This window comes from Stenotrophomonas sp. STEN087 (genome assembly GCF_056759115.1).
Map to the genome: position 1 here is coordinate 1 of NZ_JBRRCR010000036.1, position 22,009 is coordinate 22,009.

Annotated in this window: 18 protein-coding genes and 1 pseudogene; 13 read left to right on the forward strand and 6 right to left on the reverse strand. The window is 67.9% G+C overall.

All coding sequences use genetic code 11. The annotated features are described in order from the left end of the window. The first annotated feature begins 295 nt into the window (after positions 1 to 295). The 3 genes from prpE (at position 296) to ACVOK1_RS11460 (ending at position 3,977) form a co-directional block, all read left to right on the forward strand. Positions 296 to 2,176: a propionate--CoA ligase gene (prpE, locus tag ACVOK1_RS11450; protein ID WP_481562125.1), complete on the forward strand. Its 1,881-nt coding sequence runs from the start codon at positions 296 to 298 to the stop codon at positions 2,174 to 2,176. Between the two features lie 191 nt (positions 2,177 to 2,367). Beyond that, positions 2,368 to 2,871 (forward strand): hypothetical protein, encoded by a 504-nt coding sequence (locus tag ACVOK1_RS11455; RefSeq protein ID WP_108767861.1) that lies wholly within the window; start codon positions 2,368 to 2,370, stop codon positions 2,869 to 2,871. Between the two features lie 50 nt (positions 2,872 to 2,921). Beyond that, entirely contained in the window at positions 2,922 to 3,977 is a 1,056-nt protein-coding gene (locus ACVOK1_RS11460; protein WP_481562140.1) for a suppressor of fused domain protein, read from the forward strand. An 82-nt stretch (positions 3,978 to 4,059) separates the two neighbouring features. Here the strand turns inward: ACVOK1_RS11460 and ACVOK1_RS11465 are convergent, their stop codons facing one another. The 4 genes from ACVOK1_RS11465 to yczE form a co-directional block, all read right to left on the reverse strand. Beyond that, positions 4,060 to 4,671, reverse strand: coding sequence for a glutathione S-transferase N-terminal domain-containing protein (locus tag ACVOK1_RS11465; protein WP_108767863.1), 612 nt, complete (start codon positions 4,669 to 4,671; stop codon positions 4,060 to 4,062). 81 nt (positions 4,672 to 4,752) lie between these two features. Next, entirely contained in the window at positions 4,753 to 5,211 is a 459-nt protein-coding gene (locus ACVOK1_RS11470) for a cell wall hydrolase (protein ID WP_004154513.1), read from the reverse strand. A 295-nt stretch (positions 5,212 to 5,506) separates the two neighbouring features. After that, positions 5,507 to 7,537 (reverse strand): oxidoreductase, encoded by a 2,031-nt coding sequence (locus ACVOK1_RS11475; RefSeq protein ID WP_481562126.1) that lies wholly within the window; start codon positions 7,535 to 7,537, stop codon positions 5,507 to 5,509. A gap of 105 nt (positions 7,538 to 7,642) precedes the next feature. After that, positions 7,643 to 8,284 carry a membrane protein YczE gene (gene yczE / locus ACVOK1_RS11480; RefSeq protein WP_481562127.1) on the reverse strand — a complete coding sequence of 214 codons (642 nt, stop codon included), beginning with the start codon at positions 8,282 to 8,284 and terminating at the stop codon, positions 7,643 to 7,645. A gap of 557 nt (positions 8,285 to 8,841) precedes the next feature. Between yczE and ACVOK1_RS11485 the strand changes: the two genes are divergently transcribed. The 4 genes from ACVOK1_RS11485 (at position 8,842) to ACVOK1_RS11500 (ending at position 11,920) form a co-directional block, all read left to right on the forward strand. Further along, complete coding sequence (locus ACVOK1_RS11485) at positions 8,842 to 9,936, forward strand: OmpA family protein (protein ID WP_481562128.1); 1,095 nt, start codon at positions 8,842 to 8,844, stop codon at positions 9,934 to 9,936. 219 nt (positions 9,937 to 10,155) lie between these two features. Further along, positions 10,156 to 10,668: a hypothetical protein gene (locus ACVOK1_RS11490; RefSeq protein WP_108767867.1), complete on the forward strand. Its 513-nt coding sequence runs from the start codon at positions 10,156 to 10,158 to the stop codon at positions 10,666 to 10,668. A gap of 20 nt (positions 10,669 to 10,688) precedes the next feature. Beyond that, positions 10,689 to 11,498 (forward strand): pseudouridine synthase, encoded by an 810-nt coding sequence (locus tag ACVOK1_RS11495; protein ID WP_174213486.1) that lies wholly within the window; start codon positions 10,689 to 10,691, stop codon positions 11,496 to 11,498. A gap of 86 nt (positions 11,499 to 11,584) precedes the next feature. Further along, entirely contained in the window at positions 11,585 to 11,920 is a 336-nt protein-coding gene (locus tag ACVOK1_RS11500; protein ID WP_150453301.1) for a hypothetical protein, read from the forward strand. A 228-nt stretch (positions 11,921 to 12,148) separates the two neighbouring features. Here the strand turns inward: ACVOK1_RS11500 and kbl are convergent, their stop codons facing one another. Further along, entirely contained in the window at positions 12,149 to 13,357 is a 1,209-nt protein-coding gene (gene kbl, locus ACVOK1_RS11505; RefSeq protein ID WP_406232815.1) for a glycine C-acetyltransferase, read from the reverse strand. Between the two features lie 196 nt (positions 13,358 to 13,553). On the opposite strand from kbl, the gene ACVOK1_RS11510 reads away from it, so the two are divergent. Beyond that, positions 13,554 to 14,249, forward strand: coding sequence for a TorF family putative porin (locus ACVOK1_RS11510; RefSeq protein ID WP_108767871.1), 696 nt, complete (start codon positions 13,554 to 13,556; stop codon positions 14,247 to 14,249). 93 nt (positions 14,250 to 14,342) lie between these two features. Here the strand turns inward: ACVOK1_RS11510 and tdh are convergent, their stop codons facing one another. After that, positions 14,343 to 15,365, reverse strand: a complete 1,023-nt coding sequence (tdh, locus tag ACVOK1_RS11515) for an L-threonine 3-dehydrogenase (protein WP_313051492.1) — start codon at positions 15,363 to 15,365, stop codon at positions 14,343 to 14,345. 216 nt (positions 15,366 to 15,581) lie between these two features. Here tdh and ACVOK1_RS11520 point away from each other — a divergent pair, with 216 nt between their 5' ends. From ACVOK1_RS11520 to ACVOK1_RS11540, 5 genes and pseudogenes are all read left to right on the forward strand, one after another. Further along, on the forward strand, positions 15,582 to 17,744 hold the full coding sequence (locus tag ACVOK1_RS11520; RefSeq protein WP_481562129.1) for a S46 family peptidase: 2,163 nt from the start codon (positions 15,582 to 15,584) through the stop codon (positions 17,742 to 17,744). 376 nt (positions 17,745 to 18,120) lie between these two features. Beyond that, complete coding sequence (locus ACVOK1_RS11525) at positions 18,121 to 18,765, forward strand: histidine phosphatase family protein (protein ID WP_108767873.1); 645 nt, start codon at positions 18,121 to 18,123, stop codon at positions 18,763 to 18,765. A 35-nt stretch (positions 18,766 to 18,800) separates the two neighbouring features. Further along, positions 18,801 to 20,072, forward strand: coding sequence for a bifunctional tetrahydrofolate synthase/dihydrofolate synthase (gene folC / locus ACVOK1_RS11530; protein ID WP_481562130.1), 1,272 nt, complete (start codon positions 18,801 to 18,803; stop codon positions 20,070 to 20,072). A 79-nt stretch (positions 20,073 to 20,151) separates the two neighbouring features. Continuing rightward, complete coding sequence (locus ACVOK1_RS11535) at positions 20,152 to 21,177, forward strand: SPOR domain-containing protein (RefSeq protein WP_481562131.1); 1,026 nt, start codon at positions 20,152 to 20,154, stop codon at positions 21,175 to 21,177. A gap of 46 nt (positions 21,178 to 21,223) precedes the next feature. After that, positions 21,224 to 22,004 (forward strand): annotated as a pseudogene (locus tag ACVOK1_RS11540) (CvpA family protein). Positions 22,005 to 22,009: the final 5 nt, after the last annotated feature.

The window sequence follows — 22,009 nt, forward strand, 5'->3', positions numbered from 1 at the left end:
AAGCCCCCATGGGTGAGGGCGCTTTGCTTGCGAAGCACTGCTTCGCAAGCGCCCGAACGCACAGCCGCCAGCGGCTGGGCCGGACCCCGGAGGGGGGTTCACGGCGTCCCCCTCAACCGGACCCGCCCCGCCATCCCACGGATAGCCAGCTTTTGACGTTGACGTTGACGTTGATTCGGCAGGTGCAGGGCGGCAGCCCTGCAGAACACACCCCACCCCCTACCAAGGTAGGGCGGCCCGCATGCCACCGCCGGACTATCCTCGATTGCATGACTTTGTCTGGGAGGGCTGCGTCATGAACTACGAGGAAACCTACCGCCGCTCGATCGACGAGCCGGAGGCCTTCTGGGGCGAGGAAGCCAAGCGCATCTACTGGCATGTGCCGCCGAAGCAGGTGCTGGACTACAGCAACCCGCCGTTCCGCCGCTGGTACGTCGGCGGCGAAACCAACCTCTGCTACAACGCCGTCGACCGCCACCTCGTCGATCGCGCCGACCAGCTCGCGCTGGTCGCGGTCTCCACCGAAACCAACGTCACCCGCGAAATCACCTATCGCCAGCTGTACCGCGAAGTGAATGACTTCGCCGCGGTGCTGCAGCGCCTCGGTGTCGGCCATGGCGACCGCGTGGTCATCTACATGCCCAACATGGCCGAAGCCGTGTTCGCGATGCTCGCCTGCGCGCGCATCGGCGCCGTGCACTCGGTGGTGTTCGGTGGCTTCGCCGCGCACAACCTGGCGCTGCGCATCGACGATGCCAAGCCGAAGCTGCTGATCGCCGCCGATGCCGGCATGCGCGGTGGCAAGGTCATACCGTACAAGGCCATGGTCGACGCGGCCTGTGCCGAAGCGGCCAACCCGCCGCCGCACGTGCTGATCGTCTCGCGCGGGCTGGATCCGGCCGAGCCGCGCGTGCAGGGACGCGATGTCGAGTACACCGCACTGCGTGAGCAGGTGGGCGAGGTGGACGTGCCGGTGAAATGGCTCGAATCCAGCGAACCCAGCTACCTGCTCTACACCTCCGGCACCACCGGCAAGCCCAAGGGCGTGCAGCGCGATGTCGGCGGCTATGCGGTGGCCATGGCGCAGTCGATGCAGACCGTGTTCGACTGCAAGCCCGGCCAGGTGATGTTCTCCACCTCGGACGTGGGCTGGGCCGTCGGCCATTCCTACAACGTGTACGGGCCGTTGATCGGCGGCTGCACCTCGCTGCTGTACGAAGGCCTGCCGACCAACCCGGACCCGGGCATCTGGTGGGCGCTGTGCGAGCAGTACAACGTGCGCACGATGTTCTCCTCGCCCACCGCCATCCGCGTGCTGAAGAAGCACGATGCCGACTTCATCCACCGCCACGACCTGGATGCGCTGAAGTATCTGTTCCTAGCCGGCGAGCCGCTGGATGAGCCCACCGCGCACTGGATCAGCGAGGCGCTGGGCAAGCCGATCATCGACAACTACTGGCAGACCGAGACCGGCTGGCCGGCGCTGACCCTGCTGCCGGGGCTGGACATGAAGCCGGTGCGCTTCGGTTCGCCGGGTTTCCCCAATCTCGGCTATCGCATGAAGGTGATCGACGAGAACACCGGCGAGGAAGTCGCCGCCGGGCAGAAGGGTGTGCTGGTTGTCACGCCGCCGCTGCCGCCGGGCTGCATGAGTACGGTGTGGAATGACGATGCGCGTTTCATGCAGAGCTACTTCAGCCACTTCAAGGAGCTGCTGTACAGTTCGCTGGACTGGGCGATCCGCGATGACGACGGCTACACCTTCATCCTTGGCCGCACCGACGATGTGATCAACGTGGCCGGCCATCGCCTGGGCACGCGCGAGATCGAGGAGGCAATCTCTGGCCACCCGCGGGTGGCCGAGGCGGCGGTGATCGGGGTCAAGGACGAGCTGAAGGGGCAGGTGCCGCTGGTGTTCGTCACCCTCAAGCAGGGACTCAACGGCGAGGATCCGGCACCGGTGGTGGCCGAGATGATGGCGGCGGTGACCGCCTCGCTGGGCGCGGTGGCGCGGCCGGCGCATGTGCACGTGGTCAACGCGCTGCCCAAGACCCGCTCGGGCAAGCTGCTGCGGCGTTCGCTGCAGGCGCTGGCCGAACAGCGCGACCCGGGCGACCTGTCGACCCTGGATGACCCCGGGGCGCTGGAAGAGATCCGCCGCGCGCTGGGGCGGTAAACGGTTGTGCCGGCCAGCGGCCGGCACTACCGCTACCCAACCGCTGGCGCACATGCGCTAAGCTCGGCCTGTCATCGATCTGCAACAGGGCCTGCGCTTCGGGGAAGCTGCGCAGGCTCCGACGATGGCGGGCAAGGGGGCGCGTCCGTCCGGGCGCGCAGATGAAGCGCATCAAGGATCGGGGGGGATGCATGGCACTGCTGCACGCCAAGACGGCCGCTGGCCGCCAGGAAATCGAAGACCGGGGCCGTCGCCTGCCGGCGGGACTGCGTTCGATCCTGTTGATGGTCGATGGCCGGCGCGATGACAACGAACTGCGCGGCCTGCTGGAAGGCCTGCGCGCACCGCAGGATGCATTGCAGCAACTGGCGGCGCTGGAACTGATCGAGGTGGTTGGCGGCTCGGTCGAGCCGGTCGCCGCGCGCGGCCTCAGCAGCGGCCGCGAGCAGGACCCGGCGCTGTACCAGCAGCTGTACGACGCGATGAGCGAAGCGGTCCGTCGCCATCTGGGCCTGAAGGGCTACTTCATGCAGCTCAAGATCGAGCGCTGCAAGGACGCGTTGTCGCTGGAACGGCTGTGCCCGGAACTGCAGGAGGCCGTAGCGAAAGCGCGCAGTCCGGCGCTGGCCCAGCGCTGGTGGCAGGAAACCCAGGCGCTGCTGTCGCCGGCCACAAGCGAGGTCGTGCAGGCCTGACGCGGCGGGTAAAGTGGGCGGTGGATTCCACTGCCCCCGAGGAGACCTGCGTGCAGGACGAACACGACACCACCGACACGCCCGGTTGGGACGCCATCAACGCCGCGCTGGCACCGCTGTATGCCGGCCAGGAGCCGCGCCATTACGGCACCGCGTTGCCGTACACGCTGGGCGGCCAGGATCCGCTGGATGGCATCAGCGTTTACTGGGCCGACGCGCCGGTACCGCACTGGCACTACGTCACCTACGGCTTTTCCGAACTGTATGCCAAGGAAAGCAGCGATGCCGACGCCAGTGGCTATGGCTTCGAGCTGACCTTCCGGCTGGCGGCAGCGCCCGGCGAGGGCGCCACCAGCACGCCGCCGGTGTGGCCGCTGAACCTGCTGCAGAACCTGGCGCGCTATGTGTTCGGCAGCGGCAACGTGTTCGAGGATGGCCACCATCTCAATGCCAACGGACCGATCGCACTGGAGACCGACACCCGCCTGTGCCATCTGGCCTTCATCGCCGACCCGCAGCTGCCGGCGCGTGACACCGCCAACGGCCACCTGCAGTTCCTGCAGCTGGTCGGCCTGACCGACGAGGAGATGGAAGCGGTCAAGCGCTGGTCGACCCGCGACGTGCTGCTGGCCCTGCAGCCGGCGATGCCGCTGTGGATCACCGACCTGCACCGCGGCAACCTGCTCGACGATCCCGCGCTGGCGGCACAGGTGCGGGAGGGCAGTGAACGCGAAGGCTCCAGCACCGGCATGCTGTTCATTGAAACGCTGCAGTGGCGTCAGGAGGCGGGGGTGACCACGCTGGTGCTGGGCGCCGGCCAGGTGTCGAGCGTGAGCGAGCTGCTGGGCCTGCGCCTGCGCCACGGCAAGCCGCTGGAGCTGGTCAGCCGTGAGCGTCAGTGGACGTTCGTGCCTGCCGCTGGTGAGCCTGCAAATGATGTTGGAAGCGACAGCGCGCGCTGGGCCCTGGATGAGGCTGGGCTGCAGGCGATGGCGGTGGTGCCGGCCGAACGCGGGCTGTACCCGGTGGCGGATTCGCTGCGCATTGAAGTGGTGCCGACCCAGCTGCGCGACGGCAAGGGCGAGGTCATCCGCGAGATCGGCTGAGCGCGGTGAGCGCGCGGGGTGGGGTCAGAGCCGCCTGCTGCGCAGACGGATCCGACCCCGGGTTCTGACCCCGTCCCAGGCCTCAGGCCAGGCCTTCGGCCTTCAGCACGGCCTGCACGCCAGCGTCGGCTTCCATGCGGGTCTTAAAGGCTGCCACGTTGTCCAGGCCGACCAGGTCGACCTTGGCGGCCGCAGCCCAGCGCAGGGTGATGTAGAAGTAGGGATCGGCGAAGCTGCGGAAACCGGCCAGCCACGGCTTGTCGGCCAGCTGCTTGTCGGCGGTCTCGAACAGGCCACGCAGGCGCTTGCGCGCGGCGGCGCGGATGGCGTCGAACTGGCCTTCATCGGCGATGAACTTGGCCGGCCCGAACAGCGGCGAGAACGCCGGGTGCACGTCCGAATTGACGAAGGACAGCCAGCGGGTGGCTTCGGCGCGCTGCTGCGCACTGCCATCACCGGCCAGGCCAGCCTGCGGGAAGCTGTCGGCGATGTAGCCCATGATGGCCGCGTTCTGCAGCAGGATGAAATCGCCATCGACCAGGGCGGGCACCGCACCGGCCGGGTTGATCTTGAGGAATTCCGGACCCTTCAGGGTGTCCTTGTCCAGCAGTTCCACGTCATAGGGCTGGCCGGTCCACTGCAGGGCGATGTGGTCGGCGGTGGAACAGGCACCGGGCTTGCTGTACAGCTTCATGGGAACTCCAGGCGGGGCGGGAAACGCCCACTATCCCAGAGCCTGCCGGCGTGCGGCAACGCTGCCGCCGGCAACAGATCGTTACGACTGGCGAGGCTTGAGGTTCTGCACCTTATAGAAGGTGTGGTCGCCGATGGTCGCCACCTGGTAGGCATTGCGCCAGTTCGGGCTGGCGATGGACAGCGCGGCGAAGTGGCTGGCGCCGGGCACGATCTCGCGGCGTTCGCCGGCCGGCAGCGCCCAGTTGCGCTCGGCGTCGAAGGCCACGTTCATTGCCTCGCTCCAGGCCGCGTCGTTGCCCAGCTGGGTGCCGGGGGAGACGATGGTCGGGGCGAACTGCTTGCGCGCGGTGACCACCTGGCACATCGAATCACCCCACAGGCCGCTGTCGAGGCGGCGCAGTGCGACTTCGGCGACGGCCTGCTGGCCGCGCAGGGTCTGGTCGCGGGCTTCCAGGTAAACGGTGGTGCTCAAACACAATGAATCAGCGGCCGGCTGCGGCAACAACTGCGACAGCCAGAGAATCCAGGCCAGTTTCATATAACTCCTTGCTCCGTGTGGGCCGCACCTCTGGATTCCCGCAGCGGGGGCTGCGGGCCGGGGTACGACTTGGCGTCATGGGGAGGCGGCCATCGGGGCCGCCCCGTGGGCGACCCCAAAAGAAACGATCAATCCGATCGAGGGGGTCGCGCCGGCTCACCGGAAACTGGCTGGTGAGCGGAAAGTTGGCGCAAGGTAGGGGGGGATTGCCGAACACATCCTGAATCGGCTCGCTTGACATTCAGGTTCGGGCCGGGTGACGGAAATCACATTCCGTCCCCCATTCAGGCTCGAACTACAGCGCGGCAGCCACCCGGCTGCCCTGATCGATTGCTCGTTTTGCGTCGAGTTCGGCCGCCACATCGGCACCGCCGATCAGCTGCGCGGCGATGCCCGCGGCCTGCAGTTCGGCCAGCAACGCACGGTTCGGTTCCTGCCCGGCGCAGACCACCACATGGTCGACCGGCAGCAGCTGTTCGCTGCCCTCGACGCGGATGCGCAGGCCGTCGTCGTCCACTCCCAGGTATTCCACGCCGCCGAGCATGCGCACGCCCTTGGCCTTCAGCGTGGCGCGGTGGATCCAGCCGGTGGTCTTGCCCAGCCGCGCACCGGGTTTGCCGGCACTGCGCTGCAGCAGCCAGAGGCGACGCGGCGACGCCTCCACCTGCGGGGTGGCGAGGGCGCCGCGGGCCTCGAAGCGGCTGTCCACGCCCCATTCGGCCATCCAGCGCTGCGGGTCCAGCGACGGCGAGGGGCCGGCATGGCTGAGGAACTCGCCGACATCGAAGCCGATGCCGCCTGCGCCGATGATCGCCGCGTTGGCACCGACCTCGACCCGGCCCAGCAGCACGTCCAGGTAGCTGACCACCTTGGCGTGGTCGGCACCGGGAAAATCGACCTTGCGCGGGGTGATGCCGGTGGCCAGCACCACCGCGTCGAATCCGGCCAGGGCCGCCGCGTCGGCGCGGGTGTCCAGGCGCAGCTGCACGCCGGTTTCGGCCAGCTTGTGGCGGAAGTAGCGCAGGGTCTCGTGGAACTCCTCCTTGCCCGGGATGCGCTTTGCCACGTTGAACTGGCCGCCGATCTCCCCGCCGGCATCGAACAGGGTGACCTGATGGCCACGTTCGGCGGCCACCGTGGCACAGGCCAGGCCGGCCGGGCCGGCACCGACCACGGCGATCTTCTTCGGTGCGGTGGTCGGGTGGTAGACCAGCTCGGTTTCGTGCGCGGCACGCGGGTTGACCAGGCAGCTGGCCAGCTTGTTCTCGAACACGTGGTCCAGGCAGGCCTGGTTGCAGGCGATGCAGGTGTTGATCGCCTCGACCCGGCCGGCGCGGGCCTTGTTCGGCCACTGCGGGTCGGCCAGCAGCGGGCGTGCCAGCGACACCATGTCGGCGCCGCCGCCGGCGAGGATGCGCTCGGCCACGTCGGGCATGTTGATGCGGTTGGTCGCCACCAGCGGCACCTTCACATGCGGCTTGAGCTTGGCGGTGACCCCGGCGAAGGCCCCGCGCGGCACCGAGGTGGCGATGGTCGGAATGCGCGCCTCGTGCCAGCCGATGCCGGAATTGATGATCGTCGCGCCGGCGGCCTCGATGGCCTGCGCCTGCTGCACGATCTCTTCCCAGTTGCTGCCGTCATCGACCAGGTCGACCAGCGACAGCCGGTAGATGATGATGAAGTCCGGCCCGCAAGCCTCGCGGATGCGGCGCACGATCTCCACCGCGAAGCGCATGCGCTGCTTTGCGTCGCCACCCCAGACATCGGTGCGCGTGTTGGTGCGCGGGGCGATGAACTCGTTGATGAGGTAGCCCTCCGAGCCCATCACTTCGACGCCGTCGTAGCCGGCCTCGCGGGCCAGCTTCGCACTGCGCGCGTAGTCGGCGATATGGCGTTCGACGCCGCTGGCCGACAGCGCGCGCGGGGTGAACGGATTGATCGGCGCCTTCAGCTTCGACGGCGCCACCGACAGCGGGTGGTACGCGTAGCGACCGGCGTGCAGCAGCTGCAGGCAGATCTTTGCGCCGTGCTGGTGCGCGGCGGCGGTGAGCTGGCGGTGCGGGCGCACTTCCCAGGGCCAGGACAGCTTGCCGCCGAACGGCTTCAGCCAGCCCACCACGTTCGGCGCGAAGCCACCGGTGACGATCAGGCCGACGCCGCCCTCGGCGCGTTCGGCGAAGTAGGCGGCCAGGCGCGGGAAGTCGCGGGCGCGATCTTCCAGGCCGGTGTGCATCGAGCCCATCAGCACCCGGTTGCGCAGCTGGGTGAAGCCCAGGTCCAGCGGGGAGAACAGGTGCGGATAGGCGGTTTCGTTGGCTGGCGACATGGTCGATACGCTTGCGTACGGAAGCGCGCAGCGTGCCGCGAAACCGCGGCCGGGGCAAGGGCTGGTGCAGCGCCCGGTAGCGCCGGGTCATGCCCGGCGACGCGGTCACCCGTGGCCGCGCTGCGCGCTCGCCGGGCGTGGCCCGGCGCTACCAACGGCCGGGCGGCCGATGCCGAACCAGCCCAGGGTGAATCCGCACAGCGGGCCGATCAGCACGGCGAAGGCCAGCGTGCCCAGGCCGATGTTGCCGCCCAGCCACCAGCCCACCGCCAGCGCGCTGCCTTCGATGAGGGTGCGGACCTTCCAGATCGGCCAGCCGGTGCGTGCATGCAGGCCGGTCATCAGCCCATCGCGCGGACCGGGGCCAAGCCGTGCGCCGATGTACAGGCCGGTGGCCAGCGCGATCAGCAGCAGGCCGGCGCAGAACAGCAGCAGCTGCCACACCAGGCCGTCGGCCGGCGGCAGCAGCCACAGGCCGAACTGCGCGGACGGCCCGATCAGCAGCACGTTGAGCACGGTCCCCACGCCGGGCTTCTGCCTCAGTGGCCACCACAGCAGCAGCACCACCAGGCCCACCAGGTTGGTGACCAGGCCGAACGACAGCGGCGAGTGCAGGGTGATGCCCTGTGACAGCACGTCCCACGGCGCCACGCCGATGGCTGCGCGCACCATCAGGGCGATGCCGAATCCGTACAGAAACAGGCCGGTGACAAGTTGCAGCAGGCGCAGGGGCAGGGCGGTGGGCACGGGGGTTCCGGGGGAGGGGAGATCTGTTCCCACCGTAGTCCCGATTTGGCGTTCGTTATAGATACAGATGCCAGGCAATGCGCGCGTACAGCGGTGTTGCCGCCAACGGGCCGTACCGCATCAACGGTAATGACGGGCGGGCGCGGCAGAATATCGGTCGGTGCGGAACTGAAACCACGACATCGAATGACGGTTTCACCACTTCTACGGCCGGGGGAGCGGTTCCTGTCATAAGGTTCCTCACTTCAATGGGCGCGCGCTGAATCCCGCCACGAAGCCCTTCGCAAAACCTGTCGCCTGTTCCCCTTAATCCCCTCCAAACCCTTGTCGCACGGGGGTCTTGCGGATTTTCATGATCCTGTATAGGGTTTCAACGTCGGACCGTTGGCTGGTCGGCTGCGACGCTTCACATGTTACGGGACTGTTAACATGACCTTCACCCGCCTGAGCATAATGTTCGCGGCGGTGGCGTGCTGAATCGGCTGTCGAACATCGACGCAGTAGTGCTGGCCCATGCCTCTACCGGTTTCATACCCCCGAAATAGGAGCTGTACTCAATGAACAAGAAGATCCTTACTGCCGCGCTGCTGGGTGGTCTGGCTTTCGCCCAGGCTGCGTCCGCGCAGGAGTTCGATGACCGCTGGTACCTGACCGGTTCGGCCGGCTTCAACTTCCAGGACAGCGACCGTCTGACCAATGACGCTCCGTTCGTGACCCTGGGCCTGGGTAAGTTCATCAGCCCGAACTGGTCGCTGGACGGTGAGCTGAACTACCAGAACCCGAACTTCGACGCCAACCAGGACCTGAACTGGTCGCAGTACGGCGTGTCGTTCGACGTGCGTCGCCACTTCATCCAGGAAGGCCGCGGCTGGAACCCGTACATCGTCGGTGGCCTGGGCTACCAGAAGTCGGAAGAAGAGTACGCTGCCGTCAACAACAACGGTCCGCGTGAGCGCAAGGACGGCAACCTGTCGGCCAAGCTGGGCGTCGGCCTGCAGACCACCTTCGAAAAGCGCGTTGCTGTCCGCGCCGAAGTGGCCTACCGCGCTGACTTCGACGACCAGAGCGTTGCTGCTCCGAACGAAAGCTGGTTCGGCGACGTGCTGGCTTCGGTCGGCGTCGTGATCCCGCTGGGCCCGGCCCCGGTGGCCGCTGTTGCCCCGGCTCCGGCTCCGGTTGCCCCGAGCTGCGCCGACCTGGATGACGACGGTGACGGCGTCAACAACTGCGACGACAAGTGCCCGAACTCGCAGCCGGGTCAGACCATCGGTCCGGACGGTTGCCCGGTGCCGGTCTCGATCGACCTGAAGGGCGTGAACTTCGACTTCGACAAGTCGAACCTGCGTCCGGACGCTGTGGCCATCCTGTCGGAAGCTTCGGAAATCCTGAAGCGTTACCCGGACCTGCGCGTTGAAGTCGCCGGTCACACCGACTCGAAGGGTACCGACGCTTACAACCAGAAGCTGTCCGAGCGTCGCGCCACCGCCGTGTACAACTACCTGACCCAGAACGGTGTGGACGCTGGCCGTCTGCAGGGCCCGATCGGCTACGGCGAGAGCCGTCCGATTGCCCCGAACACCAACCCGGATGGTTCGGATAACCCGGAAGGTCGCGCCAAGAACCGTCGTACCGAGCTGAACGTCCAGAACTAAGTTCTGACGCTCTGCCAGTAAGACACAGCAGGACCCGGCTTCGGCCGGGTCTTGTTGTTTGTGGGCCCAGGAAACACAGCCGTCACGCCCTCTGAACGACCGTTCGTCGGCATTTTGCCCGCAAAACCAATGAGTTGCCGTATTCATTGAAAGTGGCGCTTGAAAGCTGTCGCGGCATTGCTAAACTCGCCGCGTCACTTCCTTTCGTGGATGCACCTCATGCTGCGCTCTGCATCGGCCGCCGTCCTGGCGCTGGCCCTGGTTCCCGTCGCCCACGCGGCGGTTGATTGCTCGGTCAACACCAGCGCCTCGCCGCTGCCCCTGCCGGCCACGGCCATCGCGCCGGTGGCCGATGAGCTGTACATCCGCGGCACCCAGCTGGGCATGTCCAGCGGCGTGCTGGGCAGCAGCTACGATCCCTCGCAGTCGCTGGACCAGGTGCTGCAGCGCCTGCGCATCGATGGCTGCCAGAACATCGCCAAGGCCATCCCCAGCGCACCGGCGGTGAAGCCGAACGATCCGGCGGCCTACAAGCCGCAGACCGAGTTCGACAACACGCCGTGGCGCTTTGACATGAGCCAGAACGGCAAGCGCATGACCGCCGAAGAGTTCGACGCCTGGATGAAGGCGCGCGGTGTGCGCGTGGTCAAGGCGCGTCCGGCGCCGGCTGCTGCCGCTGCCCCGGCTACCACCGAAGCACCGGCTGAGACCAAGCCGGGCGAGAAGAAGTAAGCCGCGCGGGGAGCAGAGGCTTGCGCACGCGCCGCCCTCCTGCCACCCCCGCCGCCCGCTCCCACGCTCCGCGTGGGCGTGCGAAGCCCGCTGCCGCACCCGCCGGTGTCCGCCATGGCCTGGCGCGCGTGCTGTCCAAGGCGGGCGTCTGTTCGCGTACCGAAGCCGCGCGCTGGATCGCTGACGGTCGCGTGCGGGTGTCCGGGCGCATCGTCCGCGATCCCGAGTTCCCGATTGCGCAGCCGGCACCGCCCATCGAAGTGGACGGCCAGCCGCTGGGCGCGCCGCAGCGCCTGTACCTGATGCTCAACAAGCCGCGCGGCGTGGTGACCACCGCGCAGGATGAGCGTGGCCGCGACACCGTCTACCGCTGCTTCGATGGCGCCGGGCTGCCCTGGATCGCGCCCGTCGGGCGGCTGGACAAGGCCAGCGAAGGCCTGCTGCTGTTCAGCAACGACCCGCAGTGGGCCGCGCGCCTCACCGATCCGCAGACCGGGCCGGACAAGACCTACCACGTACAGATCGACCGCCTGCCGGACGAGGCCACGCTGGCCGCGCTGCAGGCCGGCATCGACGACGAGGGCGAGTTCCTGGTCGCCCGGGCCGTGCGCGTGCTGCGCAGCGGCGACAAGACCGCATGGCTGGAGGTCGTCCTCGAAGAGGGGCGCAACCGCCATATCCGCCGCCTGTTGGCGGCCTTCGACCTGCAGGTGCTGCGCCTGGTCCGGGTTGCGATCGGCGGGCTGGCGCTCGGCGATCTCGGCAAGGGCCAGTGGCGGGTACTGGAGGTCAGCGACCAGCAGCGGCTGGGGGCCGCTGCACCGGGCTGAAGTCCGGCCCACGGCTGGCAGCCGCCGGCCACCGTTCCAGGCGTAGGGGGCGCCTGGCTTTCGATTCATTTGAACGGAGCGTGCCCATGTACCCGACCCTCGACCGAACCCTGCGCTGCGCCGGCCTGTTGCTGCCGCTCGCACTGCTGACCGCCTGCGGCGGCCACAAGAAAGTGGCCAAGGCAGAAACCCCGGTGGAAACGCCGGTGGTGGAAGTGAAGACCCCGGAACTGGACGGCCGCGGCAGTTACCGCTTCATGATGAGCGACGGCGACCACAAGATGACCGCCGACGAGTTCGATGCCTGGATGAAGGCCAACGGCATCCGCGTGGCCAAGGGCAACGCGCAGGACGCCGCCGCCAAGCCGGTGGTGGTGGCCAGCAAAGACGAGCCCAAGGACAAGAAGAAAAAGAAGAAGTGACGCGCGTTGCGCGTCCCGCCGGTAGCGCCCGGCCGTGCCCGCCGAGCGCGTAGCGCGGACGCTGTTGCTGGGGTCAGGGCCCTTTCCTGCGGAAAGGGATCCGACCCCGGGAGCTGATGCCGCTGCGCCCCGGTAGCGCCGGGGCATGCCCGGCGAGCGCCTAGCGCGGACGCTGTTGCTGGGGTCAGGGCCCTTTCCTGCGGAAAGGGATCCGACCCCGGTGCATCATCAGCCCTTGATCACGCCCAGTTCCAGGCCGATGCGGGTGAATGCATCGATGGCGCGGTCCAGGTGCTCACGCGTGTGCGCGGCGCTGATCTGGGTGCGAATGCGGGCCTGGCCCTTGGGCACCACGGGGAAGAAGAAGCCGATCGCGTAGATGCCTTCTTCCAGCAGGCGCTCGGCGAACTTCTGCGCCAGCGGTGCGTCGTACAGCATCACCGGGCTGATCGGGTGCACGCCCGGCTTCACGTCGAAACCTGCAGCGGTCATCTTCTCGCGGAAGTAGGCGGTGTTCTGCGCCAGCGTGTCGCGCAGGTCGTCAGCGGCGGCCAGCATCTCGAAGGCCTTGATGCCGGCGGCGACCACGTGCGGCGGCAGCGAGTTGGAGAACAGGTAGGGGCGCGAACGCTGGCGCAGCAGCTCGATCACCTCGGCGCTGGCGCAGGTGAAGCCGCCCAGCGCGCCGCCCATGGCCTTGCCCAGGGTGCCGGTGATGATGTCGATCTTCTCCAGCACGCCCTTCACTTCGGCCGAGCCGCGACCGGTCGCGCCGAGGAAGCCGGTGGCATGGCATTCGTCGATGTGCACCAGCGCGTTGTACTTCTTCGCCAGCGCGGTGATCTCGTCCAGCGGGGCGATGAAGCCGTCCATCGAGAACACGCCGTCGGTGGTGATCAGCTTGGTCTTGCAGCCGGCCGCATCGGCGGCCTGCAGCTGCGCTTCCAGGTCGGCCATGTCGCAGTTTGCGTAGCGGAAGCGCTTGGCCTTGCACAGGCGCACGCCGTCGATGATCGAGGCGTGGTTCAGTGCATCGGAGATGATCGCGTCGTTCTCACCGAGCAGCGGCTCGAACAGGCCGCCGTTGGCGTCGAAGCAGGCCGCGTACAGGATGGTGTCCTGCTTGCCGAAGAAGTCGGCGATCTGCTTTTCCAGCTGCTTGTGCAGGTCCTGGGTGCCACAGATGAAGCGCACCGAGGCCATGCCGAAGCCGTGGGTGTCCAGGGCGTCCTTGGCCGCCTGGATCAGGTCCGGGTGGTCGGCCAGGCCCAGGTAGTTGTTGGCGCAGAAGTTGAGCACGGTGCGGCCATCGTCGAGGGTGATCTCGGCCGACTGCGGGCTGGTGATGATCCGCTCGGACTTGAACAGGCCCTGGGCGCGGATGGCGTCCAGTTCCTCGGCGTAGTGGCGGGTCAGGGCAGAGGAGGTCTCGGTCATGGCGTGGGCACGGCTCAGCACGGGAAACCGCTGATTCTACCGGGCAACGGTGGCCGGGAGCCGCCTGCGGCGGGCCATCGCCATGGCCGGCACATGTTGCATCGCAATATCAAACAGGTTAAAAAACCGTGAACCGGTAGCGATTCCGCCGGCCGCGCCACCCGCCTCCCCCCGCCACCGCCATCCGGAGATGCACATGAAGCCTGCCCGCAGCTGCCTCGCCCTCGCCGCCGCCCTCTGTCTCGCCCCCTTCGCCGCCAGTGCCCAGGATGAGGCCGCATCGCCGTACAGCTGGAACGTGACCGGCGTGTCCGACTACGTGTTCCGTGGCGTCTCCCAGACCGACGAAGATCCCACCCTGCAGGCCGGCTTCACTTATACCAGCCCGGTTGGCCTTTACGCCGGTGTGTGGGGGTCGGGTGTCGATTTCGGGCCGGGCGACCCGAGCGTCGAGCTGGACTACCTGATCGGCTACGGCATCGACGTCAGCGACAAGGTCAACTTCGACGTGCTGCTCAACCGCTACACCTACCCCGGTGCCAGCGAACTGAACTACAACGAGCTGATCACCACCACCACGTTTGCCGAGCAGTACAAGCTCACCGTGGCCTACACCAACGACCTGTCCGGTTCGGATACCAAGAGCTGGTATTACGCCGTCGGCGGCGAGTGGGGCCTGCCGCAGGACTTCACGCTGAGCGCCAACGTCGGCCGCACCACGCTTGAAACGGCTTACGGCAAGGATTACACCGATTTCAACGTCGGCGTGTCCCGCCAGTTCGGCATGTTCAACCTGGGCGTGGCCTACCACGGCACCGATGGCGCAGGCCGCGACAACAACGGCAAGCTGGCCGACAACCGCGTCGTGCTGACCGTCGCGATCGGCAACTGATCCGACGCTGCTGTTGACCACGAAAAAGGCGCCCGATGGGCGCCTTTTTCTTTGCCGCAACGCCGGGCATGGCCCGGCGCTACCGTATGCCGGTCAGTTCCAGCTCAGCACGACCTTGCCGGCCTTGCCTTCTTCCATCAGGTCGAAGCCCTTCTGGAAATCGTCGATCGGCAGCTGGTGGGTCATCACCTTGCCCAGCGGGAAACCGGACAGCACCAGCTGGGTCATCTTGTACCAGGTCTCGTACATCTTGCGGCCGTAGATGCCCTGCACGGTCAGGCCCTTGAAGATGATCTTGTCCCAGTCGCAGCCGGCGCCCTTGGGCATGATGCCGAGCATGGCGATCTTGCCGCCGTGGTACATGCAGTCGAGCATGTCGTTGAAGGCGCGCGGATTGCCGCTCATTTCCAGGCCCACGTCGAAGCCCTCCATGTGCAGTTCCTTCATCACGTCCTTCAGCGACTGGTTGGCAACGTTGACCACGCGGGTGGCACCCATGTCGGCAGCCAGCTTCAGGCGGAAGTCGTTGACGTCGGTGACCACCACGTTGCGCGCACCGATGTGCTTGCAGATGCCGGCGGCGATGATGCCGATCGGGCCTGCGCCGGTGATCAGCACGTCTTCACCGATGACGTCGAATTCCAGCGCGCAGTGCGCGGCATTGCCGTACGGGTCGAAGAAGGCGGCCAGCTCGGACGGGATCTGGTCGGGGATCGGCCACAGGTTGCTGGCCGGCATCACCATGTATTCGGCGAAGGCACCGTTGACGTTGACGCCGATGCCGACGGTGTTCGGGCACAGGTGCGGGCGGCCGCCGCGGCAGTTGCGGCAGTGGCCGCAGACGATGTGGCCTTCGGCCGAGACGCGCTGGCCGATTTCATAGCCGGTGACGGCCGAGCCGAGTTCGGCGACGCGGCCGACGAACTCATGGCCGATGGTCAGGCCCGGCTTGATGGTGCGCTGGCTCCACTCGTCCCACAGGTAGATGTGCAGGTCGGTGCCGCAGATGGCGGTCTTTTCCAGCTTGATCAGGACCTCGTTCGGACCCGGGGTCGGCACCGGAACCTCTTCGAGCCAGATGCCCTTGGCTGCTTCGCGCTTGACCAGGGCCTTCATCGTTTGCTGCGCCATCGGGTGGAACTCATCAGGGGGAAAACGCGGATTATAGAGGCCCGCGCGGAATTCCCATGTTGCGCTGCGGGTGCTTTTGCGCTCCCGGTAGCGCCGGGCCATGCCCGGCGGAGGGCAGTGGGTCGGCCCATGACTTCCGGGGATCGGGGCGGGGCAGGGGGCTGGGCTACACTCGGCGGTTCTTTCACCAGGGGCCGCTCGATGCGCTCGAACCTGCTTGCATTCTCCGTCGTCGCCAGCCTCGGGCTGGTCCAGGTCGCCCATGCCGCCGAAGGCATGTGGGTGCCGCAGCAGCTGCCGGAAATCGCCGGCCCGCTGCAGAAGGCCGGCCTGAAGCTGTCCCCTGAACAGCTGGCCGACCTGACCGGCGACCCGATGGGCGCGGTGGTCGCGCTCGGCGGCTGCACCGCCAGCTTCGTCTCCCCGCAGGGCCTGGTGGTCACCAACCACCACTGTGCCTACGGCGCCATCCAGCTGAACTCGACCGCGCAGACGAACCTGATCAAGGACGGCTTCAACGCGCCCAAGCTCAGCGATGAACTGAGCGCCGGCCCGAACGCCCGCGTCTTCGTGCTCGACCAGATCACCGACGTCACCGCCCAGGCCAAGGCCGCCATCGCTGCCGCCGGCAAGGATCCGCTGGCCCGCAGCCGCGCCCTGGATGCCTTCGACAAGGCCCAGGTCGCCGCCTGTGAAGCCGATGCCGGCTTCCGCTGCCGCCTGTACTCGTTCAGCGGCGGCAACACCTACCGCCTGTTCCGCAACATGGAAATCAAGGACGTGCGCCTGGTCTACGCGCCCCCGGGCAGCGTCGGCAAGTTCGGCGGCGACATCGACAACTGGATGTGGCCGCGCCACACCGGCGATTTCTCGTTCTACCGCGCCTACGTCGGCAAGGACGGCAAGCCGGCGGCATTCTCGGCCGACAACGTGCCCTACCAGCCCAAGCACTTCCTGAAGTTCGCCGACCAGCCGCTGGGTGCCGACGACTTCGTGATGGTGGCCGGCTACCCGGGCCGCACCAACCGCTACGCCCTGGCCGGTGAGTTCAACGAGACCGCCAGCTTCACCTACCCGACCATCGCCCGCCACTACAACGCGGTGCTGAAGATGATCGACGAGGCCGGCAAGGCCGACCCGGACGTGAAGGTGAAGTACGCCGCCACCGCCGCCAGCATGAACAACGTGGCAAAGAACTACCTGGGCCAGCTGGAAGGCTTCAAGCGCATCGACGCGGCCGGCCAGAAGCAGGCCGAAGAAGCCGCCGTGCTGGCCTGGCTGAAGAAGCAGGGCGCCGCCGGCAAGCCGGCCCTGGCCGCGCACGCGCAGCTGCTCAAGCACCTGGACACCAGCAAGGCCACGCGTGAGCGCGACCTGTTCGTGTCGCAGTTCAACAACACCTCGGCCGTCAGCGCCGCCATCACCCTGTACCGCCTGTCGATCGAGCGCAGCAAGCCGGACGCCGAGCGCGAAGCCGGCTACCAGCAGCGCGACCTGACCACCATCGAAGGTGGCCTGAAGCAGATGGACCGCCGCTACGTGGCGAAGATGGACCAGCAGCTGCAGACCTACTGGCTGGACCAGTACGTCGCCCTGCCGGCTGCGCAGCGTGACAATGAAGTCCTGAACAAGTGGCTGGGTGGCAGCGACGAGGCCGCCGTGAAGTCGCTGGTCGGCAAGCTGTCGGGCACCCAGCTGGGCAGCCTCGATACGCGCCTGAAGTGGTTCACCGCCGACCGCGCCGCCTTCGAAGCCAGCACCGATCCGGCCATCCAGTACGCCGTGGCCGTCATGCCGGCGCTGCTGAAGCAGGAAGAACAGCGCAAGATCCGCGAAGGCGAATCGCTGACCGCGCGTCCGCTGTACCTGCAGGCGGTGGCCGACTACAAGAAGAGCCAGGGCGAGTTCGTCTACCCGGACGCCAACCTGTCGCTGCGCATCACCTTCGGCAACGTCATGGGCTATGGCAAGGACGGCGTGCAGTACACCCCGTTCACCACCCTGGAAGGCGTGGCCGCCAAGGAAACCGGCGAAGATCCGTTCGATTCGCCGAAGGCGCTGCTGGATGCGGTCAAGGCCAAGCGTTACGGCGGCCTGGAAGACAAGCGCATCGGTTCGGTGCCGGTGAACTTCCTGTCCAACCTGGACATCACCGGCGGCAACTCCGGTTCGCCGGTGCTGGACGCGCACGGCAAGCTGGTTGGCCTGGCCTTCGACGGCAACTGGGAATCGGTCAGCTCCAACTGGGTGTTCGACCCGGTGATGACCCGCATGATCGCCGTGGACAGCCGCTACATGCAGTGGATCATGCAGGAAGTGGCGCCGGCGCCGCAGCTGCTGAAGGAACTGAACCTGGCCAAATAAGGTAGTGCCGGCCGCGGGCCGGTAAAGCCCCCGGGCAGATCATCCACGCATGGCGTGGATCTACTGACCGGGCCAAACCGGGCAGATCATCCACGCATGGCGTGGATCTACTGACCGGGCCAAACCGGGCGGATCATCCACGCATGGCGTGGATCTACTGACCGGGCCAACAAGGTAGTGCCGGCCGCTGGCCGGCAATGCCAGGCCGCGCCCGGCGCAATCGGTGCGCAAACCTCAAGCCCCGCGACCCTGGTCGCGGGGTTTTTTCATGCCCCGACCGGCCCGGTGCGCCGAACAGGTATCATCCCTGTTCCGCGTACTTCACAGGATGTGAACGAAACGCGGAAACCTCCTCCCCCCAGGACCCCTTGTTCGCATGCGCATCCTGCTTGCCCGTCACGGCGAAACGCCGTGGAACGCCGAAGGCCGCTACCAGGGCCAGATCGACATCCCGCTTTCGCCCATCGGCGAAGCCCAGGCCCAGGCCCTGGGCGCCCGTCTCGCTTCGGTGGACATCACCCGTGCGGTGGCCTCGCCGCTGTCGCGCGCCCAGCTGACCGCCCAGCTCGCCCTTGGTGCCGACCGCGCCGCCATGCTGCAGACCGAGCCGGACCTGCAGGAAATCGCCCACGGTGAGTGGGAAGGCCTGCTGGCCAGCGAGATCAACGAAAAAGACCCGTCGCGCCTGAAGGCCTGGCGCGAAGAGCCCGATACCGTGCTGATGCCCGGCGGCGAATCGCTGCGCCTGGTGCTCGAGCGCAGCTGGCGTGGCCTCGCCCGTGCCGCCGAAGGCCTCGGCGAGGACGACACCCTGCTGGTGGTCGCCCATGACGCGGTCAACCGGGTGATCCTGTGCAGGATCCTCGGCCTGCCGATTTCCCGCCTGTGGACCTTCCGCCAGGCGCCGACCACCCTGAACCTGCTCGAAGGCGCCGACCTGGACAGCCTGGAAGTGGTGCGCCTGAACGACTGCGCCCACCACACGCCGTTCTTCGGCGAAGCCAAGCACCGCGCCCTCTGATTCGCGAACCACCTGCTTCTGCTGGAACCCCTGCCGTGACGAACATCCCGACCACCCTGGCCGACTGGCTGGACTACATTGAACGCCAGCACCCGGCGACCATCGACATGGGCCTGGAGCGCGTGCGCGCCGTGGCCACCGCGATGGGCCTGGGCGCACCGGCCGGGCACACCATCGTGGTCGGTGGCACCAACGGCAAGGGCTCCACGGTTGCTTTCATCGAGGCCATCGGCCGTGCCGCCGGCTGGAAGGTCGGCGCGTACACCTCGCCGCACCTGCTGCGTTACAACGAGCGGGTGCGCATCGATGGCCAGGACGTGGACGACGCCGCGCTCGTCGCGGCGTTCAGCACGGTGGATGCGGCGCGCGGTGACATCACCCTGACCTATTTCGAGTACGGCACGCTGGCCGCGTTGCAGCTGTTCGCCGATGCCGGGCTGGACCTGGCCGTGCTGGAAGTAGGTCTGGGCGGCCGCCTGGATGCGGTCAACATCATCGATGCCGACGTCTCGGTCATCACCACCGTGGACATCGACCATGCCGAGTGGCTGGGCGAGGACCGCGAGGCGATCGGCACCGAGAAGGCCGGCATCATCCGCGGCTGGAAGCCGGTGATCCTGGGCGAGACCGATCCGCCGTCCAGCGTGCTGGCGCGCGCCTACCTGGTGGGCGCCAATGCCATCCGCGGTGGCAGTGATTATTTCTACGAGCCGATCGACGCCCAGCGCTGGCGCTGGCGCGATGTCGGCCTGCGCATGGAGCTGCCGACCCCGGCCCTGGCCGGTCCGATCCAGCTGGCCAATGCCGGTGCCGCCATTGCCGCGCTGCGCGCGCTGGACAAGCCGGTGCCGCGTGCCGCCTGGGCTGCGGGCATTGCTGCCGCGCGCATCGCCGGCCGCATGCAGGCCTTCGAGCGCGATGGCGTGCAGATCCGCGTGGACGTCGGCCATAACCCGCAGGCCGCAGGCCAGCTGGCGCGCGCGCTGAACGCCGAAGTGGCGCCCGGCCGCACCCTGGCGGTGTACGCGGCGCTGCAGGACAAGGACGCCGTGGGTGTGGTGCAGGCGCTGCAGGACAGCGTCGCGCAGTGGACCCTGGCCGGCCTTGAAGGGCCGCGTGGGCAGACCGCGCAGCAGCTGCAGGCGCGCCTGGCCGATACGCCGGCCGCCACCGCCGCACTGGCCGACAGCGTCGAACAGGCGCTGCAGCAGGTGCTGGCCCAGGCCGAGCGCGGTGACCGGGTGCTGGTGTTCGGCTCGTTCCACACTGCTGCCGCCGCGCTGCAGTGGCTGCAGGACCACCCCTGATCCGCGTTCAGCCAGCGCCGACGCCGTCCGCTCCGGCACCCGTATAATCGACCCATCTCCGCCCTGTCGCCTGCCTCACGTGGATACGCCCCTGAAACAGCGTCTGATTGGTGCCATCGTCCTGGTGGCCTTGGCCGTGATTTTCCTGCCGATGCTGGTCAAGGGGCCTGCCCCGGACAGTGGCGTGGCCAATGTGCCGATCGCCGCGCCCGACGCGCCGGGCGATGGCCAGTTCGAAACCCGTGAGCTGCCGCTGGTCGCCCCGGCCGGTGGCGCCACCGGCCTGCAGAGCGGCCAGGCCAAGCCAGTCGAAGAGGCTGCCGCGCCGGCCACCCCGCCCACCGTCGATACCTCGCCGGCCGTCGCTGCCGGCAACTACGCGGTCACCTTCGGTGCCTACGGCAGTCAGGCCGATGCCGATGCCGTCATCGCCTACCTGAAGCGTTCGCAGCTGCCGGGCTTCACCGAAACCGCATCGATCAATGGCCGCCCGGCCTGGCGCGTGCGCGTGGGGCCGTATGCCGACCGCGCGCAGGCCGAAGCCGCGCGCCTGCAGGCCGTGAAGGTCCGTGGCGACGTCAAGGCCGAAGTGATCACCCTGGACGCCAGCACCGCGCCGTCCGCGGCCGTGGCGGCCACCCCGGCCGCACCCAGCGCCAGCACTCCGGTTGCTGCGCCGTCGCCGGCGGCCGCCAACCCTGTGCGCAGCGAGAGCCTGCCGGCCAGTACCCCGACCGCAGCGACGCCGCCGGCCCCGAAGCCGGAAGCGCCCAAGCCGCAGCCCAAGCCGGAACCGACCAAGCCGAAGCCGGAAGCGACGGCCAGCAAGCCCGAGGCCCCGGCCACGCCGGCCGCTCCGGCTGCCAGCAGCGTCGGCTTCGCCGTGCAGCTGGGCGCATTCGGCCAGGCCAACGATGCCAATGCGCTGCGCGACAAGGTCCGCGCCGCCGGTTTCAGCGCCTTCGTCGAGCAGGTCCGCACCGAGAAGGGCACCCTGCACCGCGTGCGGGTCGGGCCGGTGGCCAACCGCGCCGACGCCGAACAGCTGAAGGCGCAGGTCGCCGCCAAGGTCGGCGTGGCCGGCATGGTGCGCCCGCACCCATGACCTGCCCGCAGCCCCGTTGCCAGCGCCGCCGAAGGAGCGGGGCGCCATGATCGACGTGGTGCTGCTGTTCGTGATTGCCGCCTCGGCCCTGCTCGGGTTGCTGCGCGGCTTCGTGAGCATCGTCATCGGCACCGTCTCATGGCTGGTCGCTGCCTGGGCGGCCTTTGCCTTCGGCAGTGATGCCGCGCGCTGGTGGTCGGCCCCGGCTGCACCGGGCGGCGAACACTTCATCGGTGGCTACCTGGGCGTCGGCATCGGCGTGATGCTGGTGGTCGCGGTCATCGGCATGGTCATCAAGCACATCGTCCACCGCAACATGCTGGGCAGCCTGGACCGCCTGCTGGGCGGGGTGCTGGGAACCGTGCGTGGCGGGCTGATCGCGGCCATCCTGCTGCTGCTGGGCAGCTTCACCCCGTTGACTGCCGAGCCGTCCTGGCGCAACTCCAGCCTGCGCCCGGTGCTGAACCCGGCCGTGGCCTGGATGAACAGCAAGCTGCCGCACTGGGAGGTGCCGGGCGCCGATCTGCTGCCCAAGGCCTTGCCAGTGGACACTTTGTCCCCATCTGCGTTGATGGAAATGGGCAAGAACGCGGGAGCCGGGTTGGGCAAGCCGGGCGCGACAGGCGATAATGGCATCCTCAACCAGGTAGTGGCGGGCAGCGGATGGCTGCGGCCTGCGAAAGCGGAACAGGGCAGCGAACATGATCCGGCCGAAGTGCGCCCGGATGCCCCAGCACTGCCAGGCAACATCGAGCCGGACGATCCGGCCAACGTCGACCGCAGGCGCGGCGATCACTGAAGGCCAGGCATGGCCACCTTCCCTGTAACTGGG

Bases quoted from the DNA above. Each gene is read 5' to 3' on its own strand.
- prpE (WP_481562125.1), top strand. From the start codon at position 296: ATGAACTACGAGGAAACCTACCGCCGCTCGATCGACGAGCCGGAGGCC.
- ACVOK1_RS11455 (WP_108767861.1), top strand. From the start codon at position 2,368: ATGGCACTGCTGCACGCCAAGACGGCCGCTGGCCGCCAGGAAATCGAA.
- ACVOK1_RS11465 (WP_108767863.1), bottom strand. From the start codon at position 4,671: ATGAAGCTGTACAGCAAGCCCGGTGCCTGTTCCACCGCCGACCACATC.
- ACVOK1_RS11470 (WP_004154513.1), bottom strand. From the start codon at position 5,211: ATGAAACTGGCCTGGATTCTCTGGCTGTCGCAGTTGTTGCCGCAGCCG.
- ACVOK1_RS11475 (WP_481562126.1), bottom strand. From the start codon at position 7,537: ATGTCGCCAGCCAACGAAACCGCCTATCCGCACCTGTTCTCCCCGCTG.
- ACVOK1_RS11485 (WP_481562128.1), top strand. From the start codon at position 8,842: ATGAACAAGAAGATCCTTACTGCCGCGCTGCTGGGTGGTCTGGCTTTC.
- ACVOK1_RS11490 (WP_108767867.1), top strand. From the start codon at position 10,156: ATGCTGCGCTCTGCATCGGCCGCCGTCCTGGCGCTGGCCCTGGTTCCC.
- ACVOK1_RS11500 (WP_150453301.1), top strand. From the start codon at position 11,585: ATGTACCCGACCCTCGACCGAACCCTGCGCTGCGCCGGCCTGTTGCTG.
- kbl (WP_406232815.1), bottom strand. From the start codon at position 13,357: ATGACCGAGACCTCCTCTGCCCTGACCCGCCACTACGCCGAGGAACTG.
- ACVOK1_RS11510 (WP_108767871.1), top strand. From the start codon at position 13,554: ATGAAGCCTGCCCGCAGCTGCCTCGCCCTCGCCGCCGCCCTCTGTCTC.
- tdh (WP_313051492.1), bottom strand. From the start codon at position 15,365: ATGAAGGCCCTGGTCAAGCGCGAAGCAGCCAAGGGCATCTGGCTCGAA.
- ACVOK1_RS11520 (WP_481562129.1), top strand. From the start codon at position 15,582: ATGCGCTCGAACCTGCTTGCATTCTCCGTCGTCGCCAGCCTCGGGCTG.
- ACVOK1_RS11525 (WP_108767873.1), top strand. From the start codon at position 18,121: ATGCGCATCCTGCTTGCCCGTCACGGCGAAACGCCGTGGAACGCCGAA.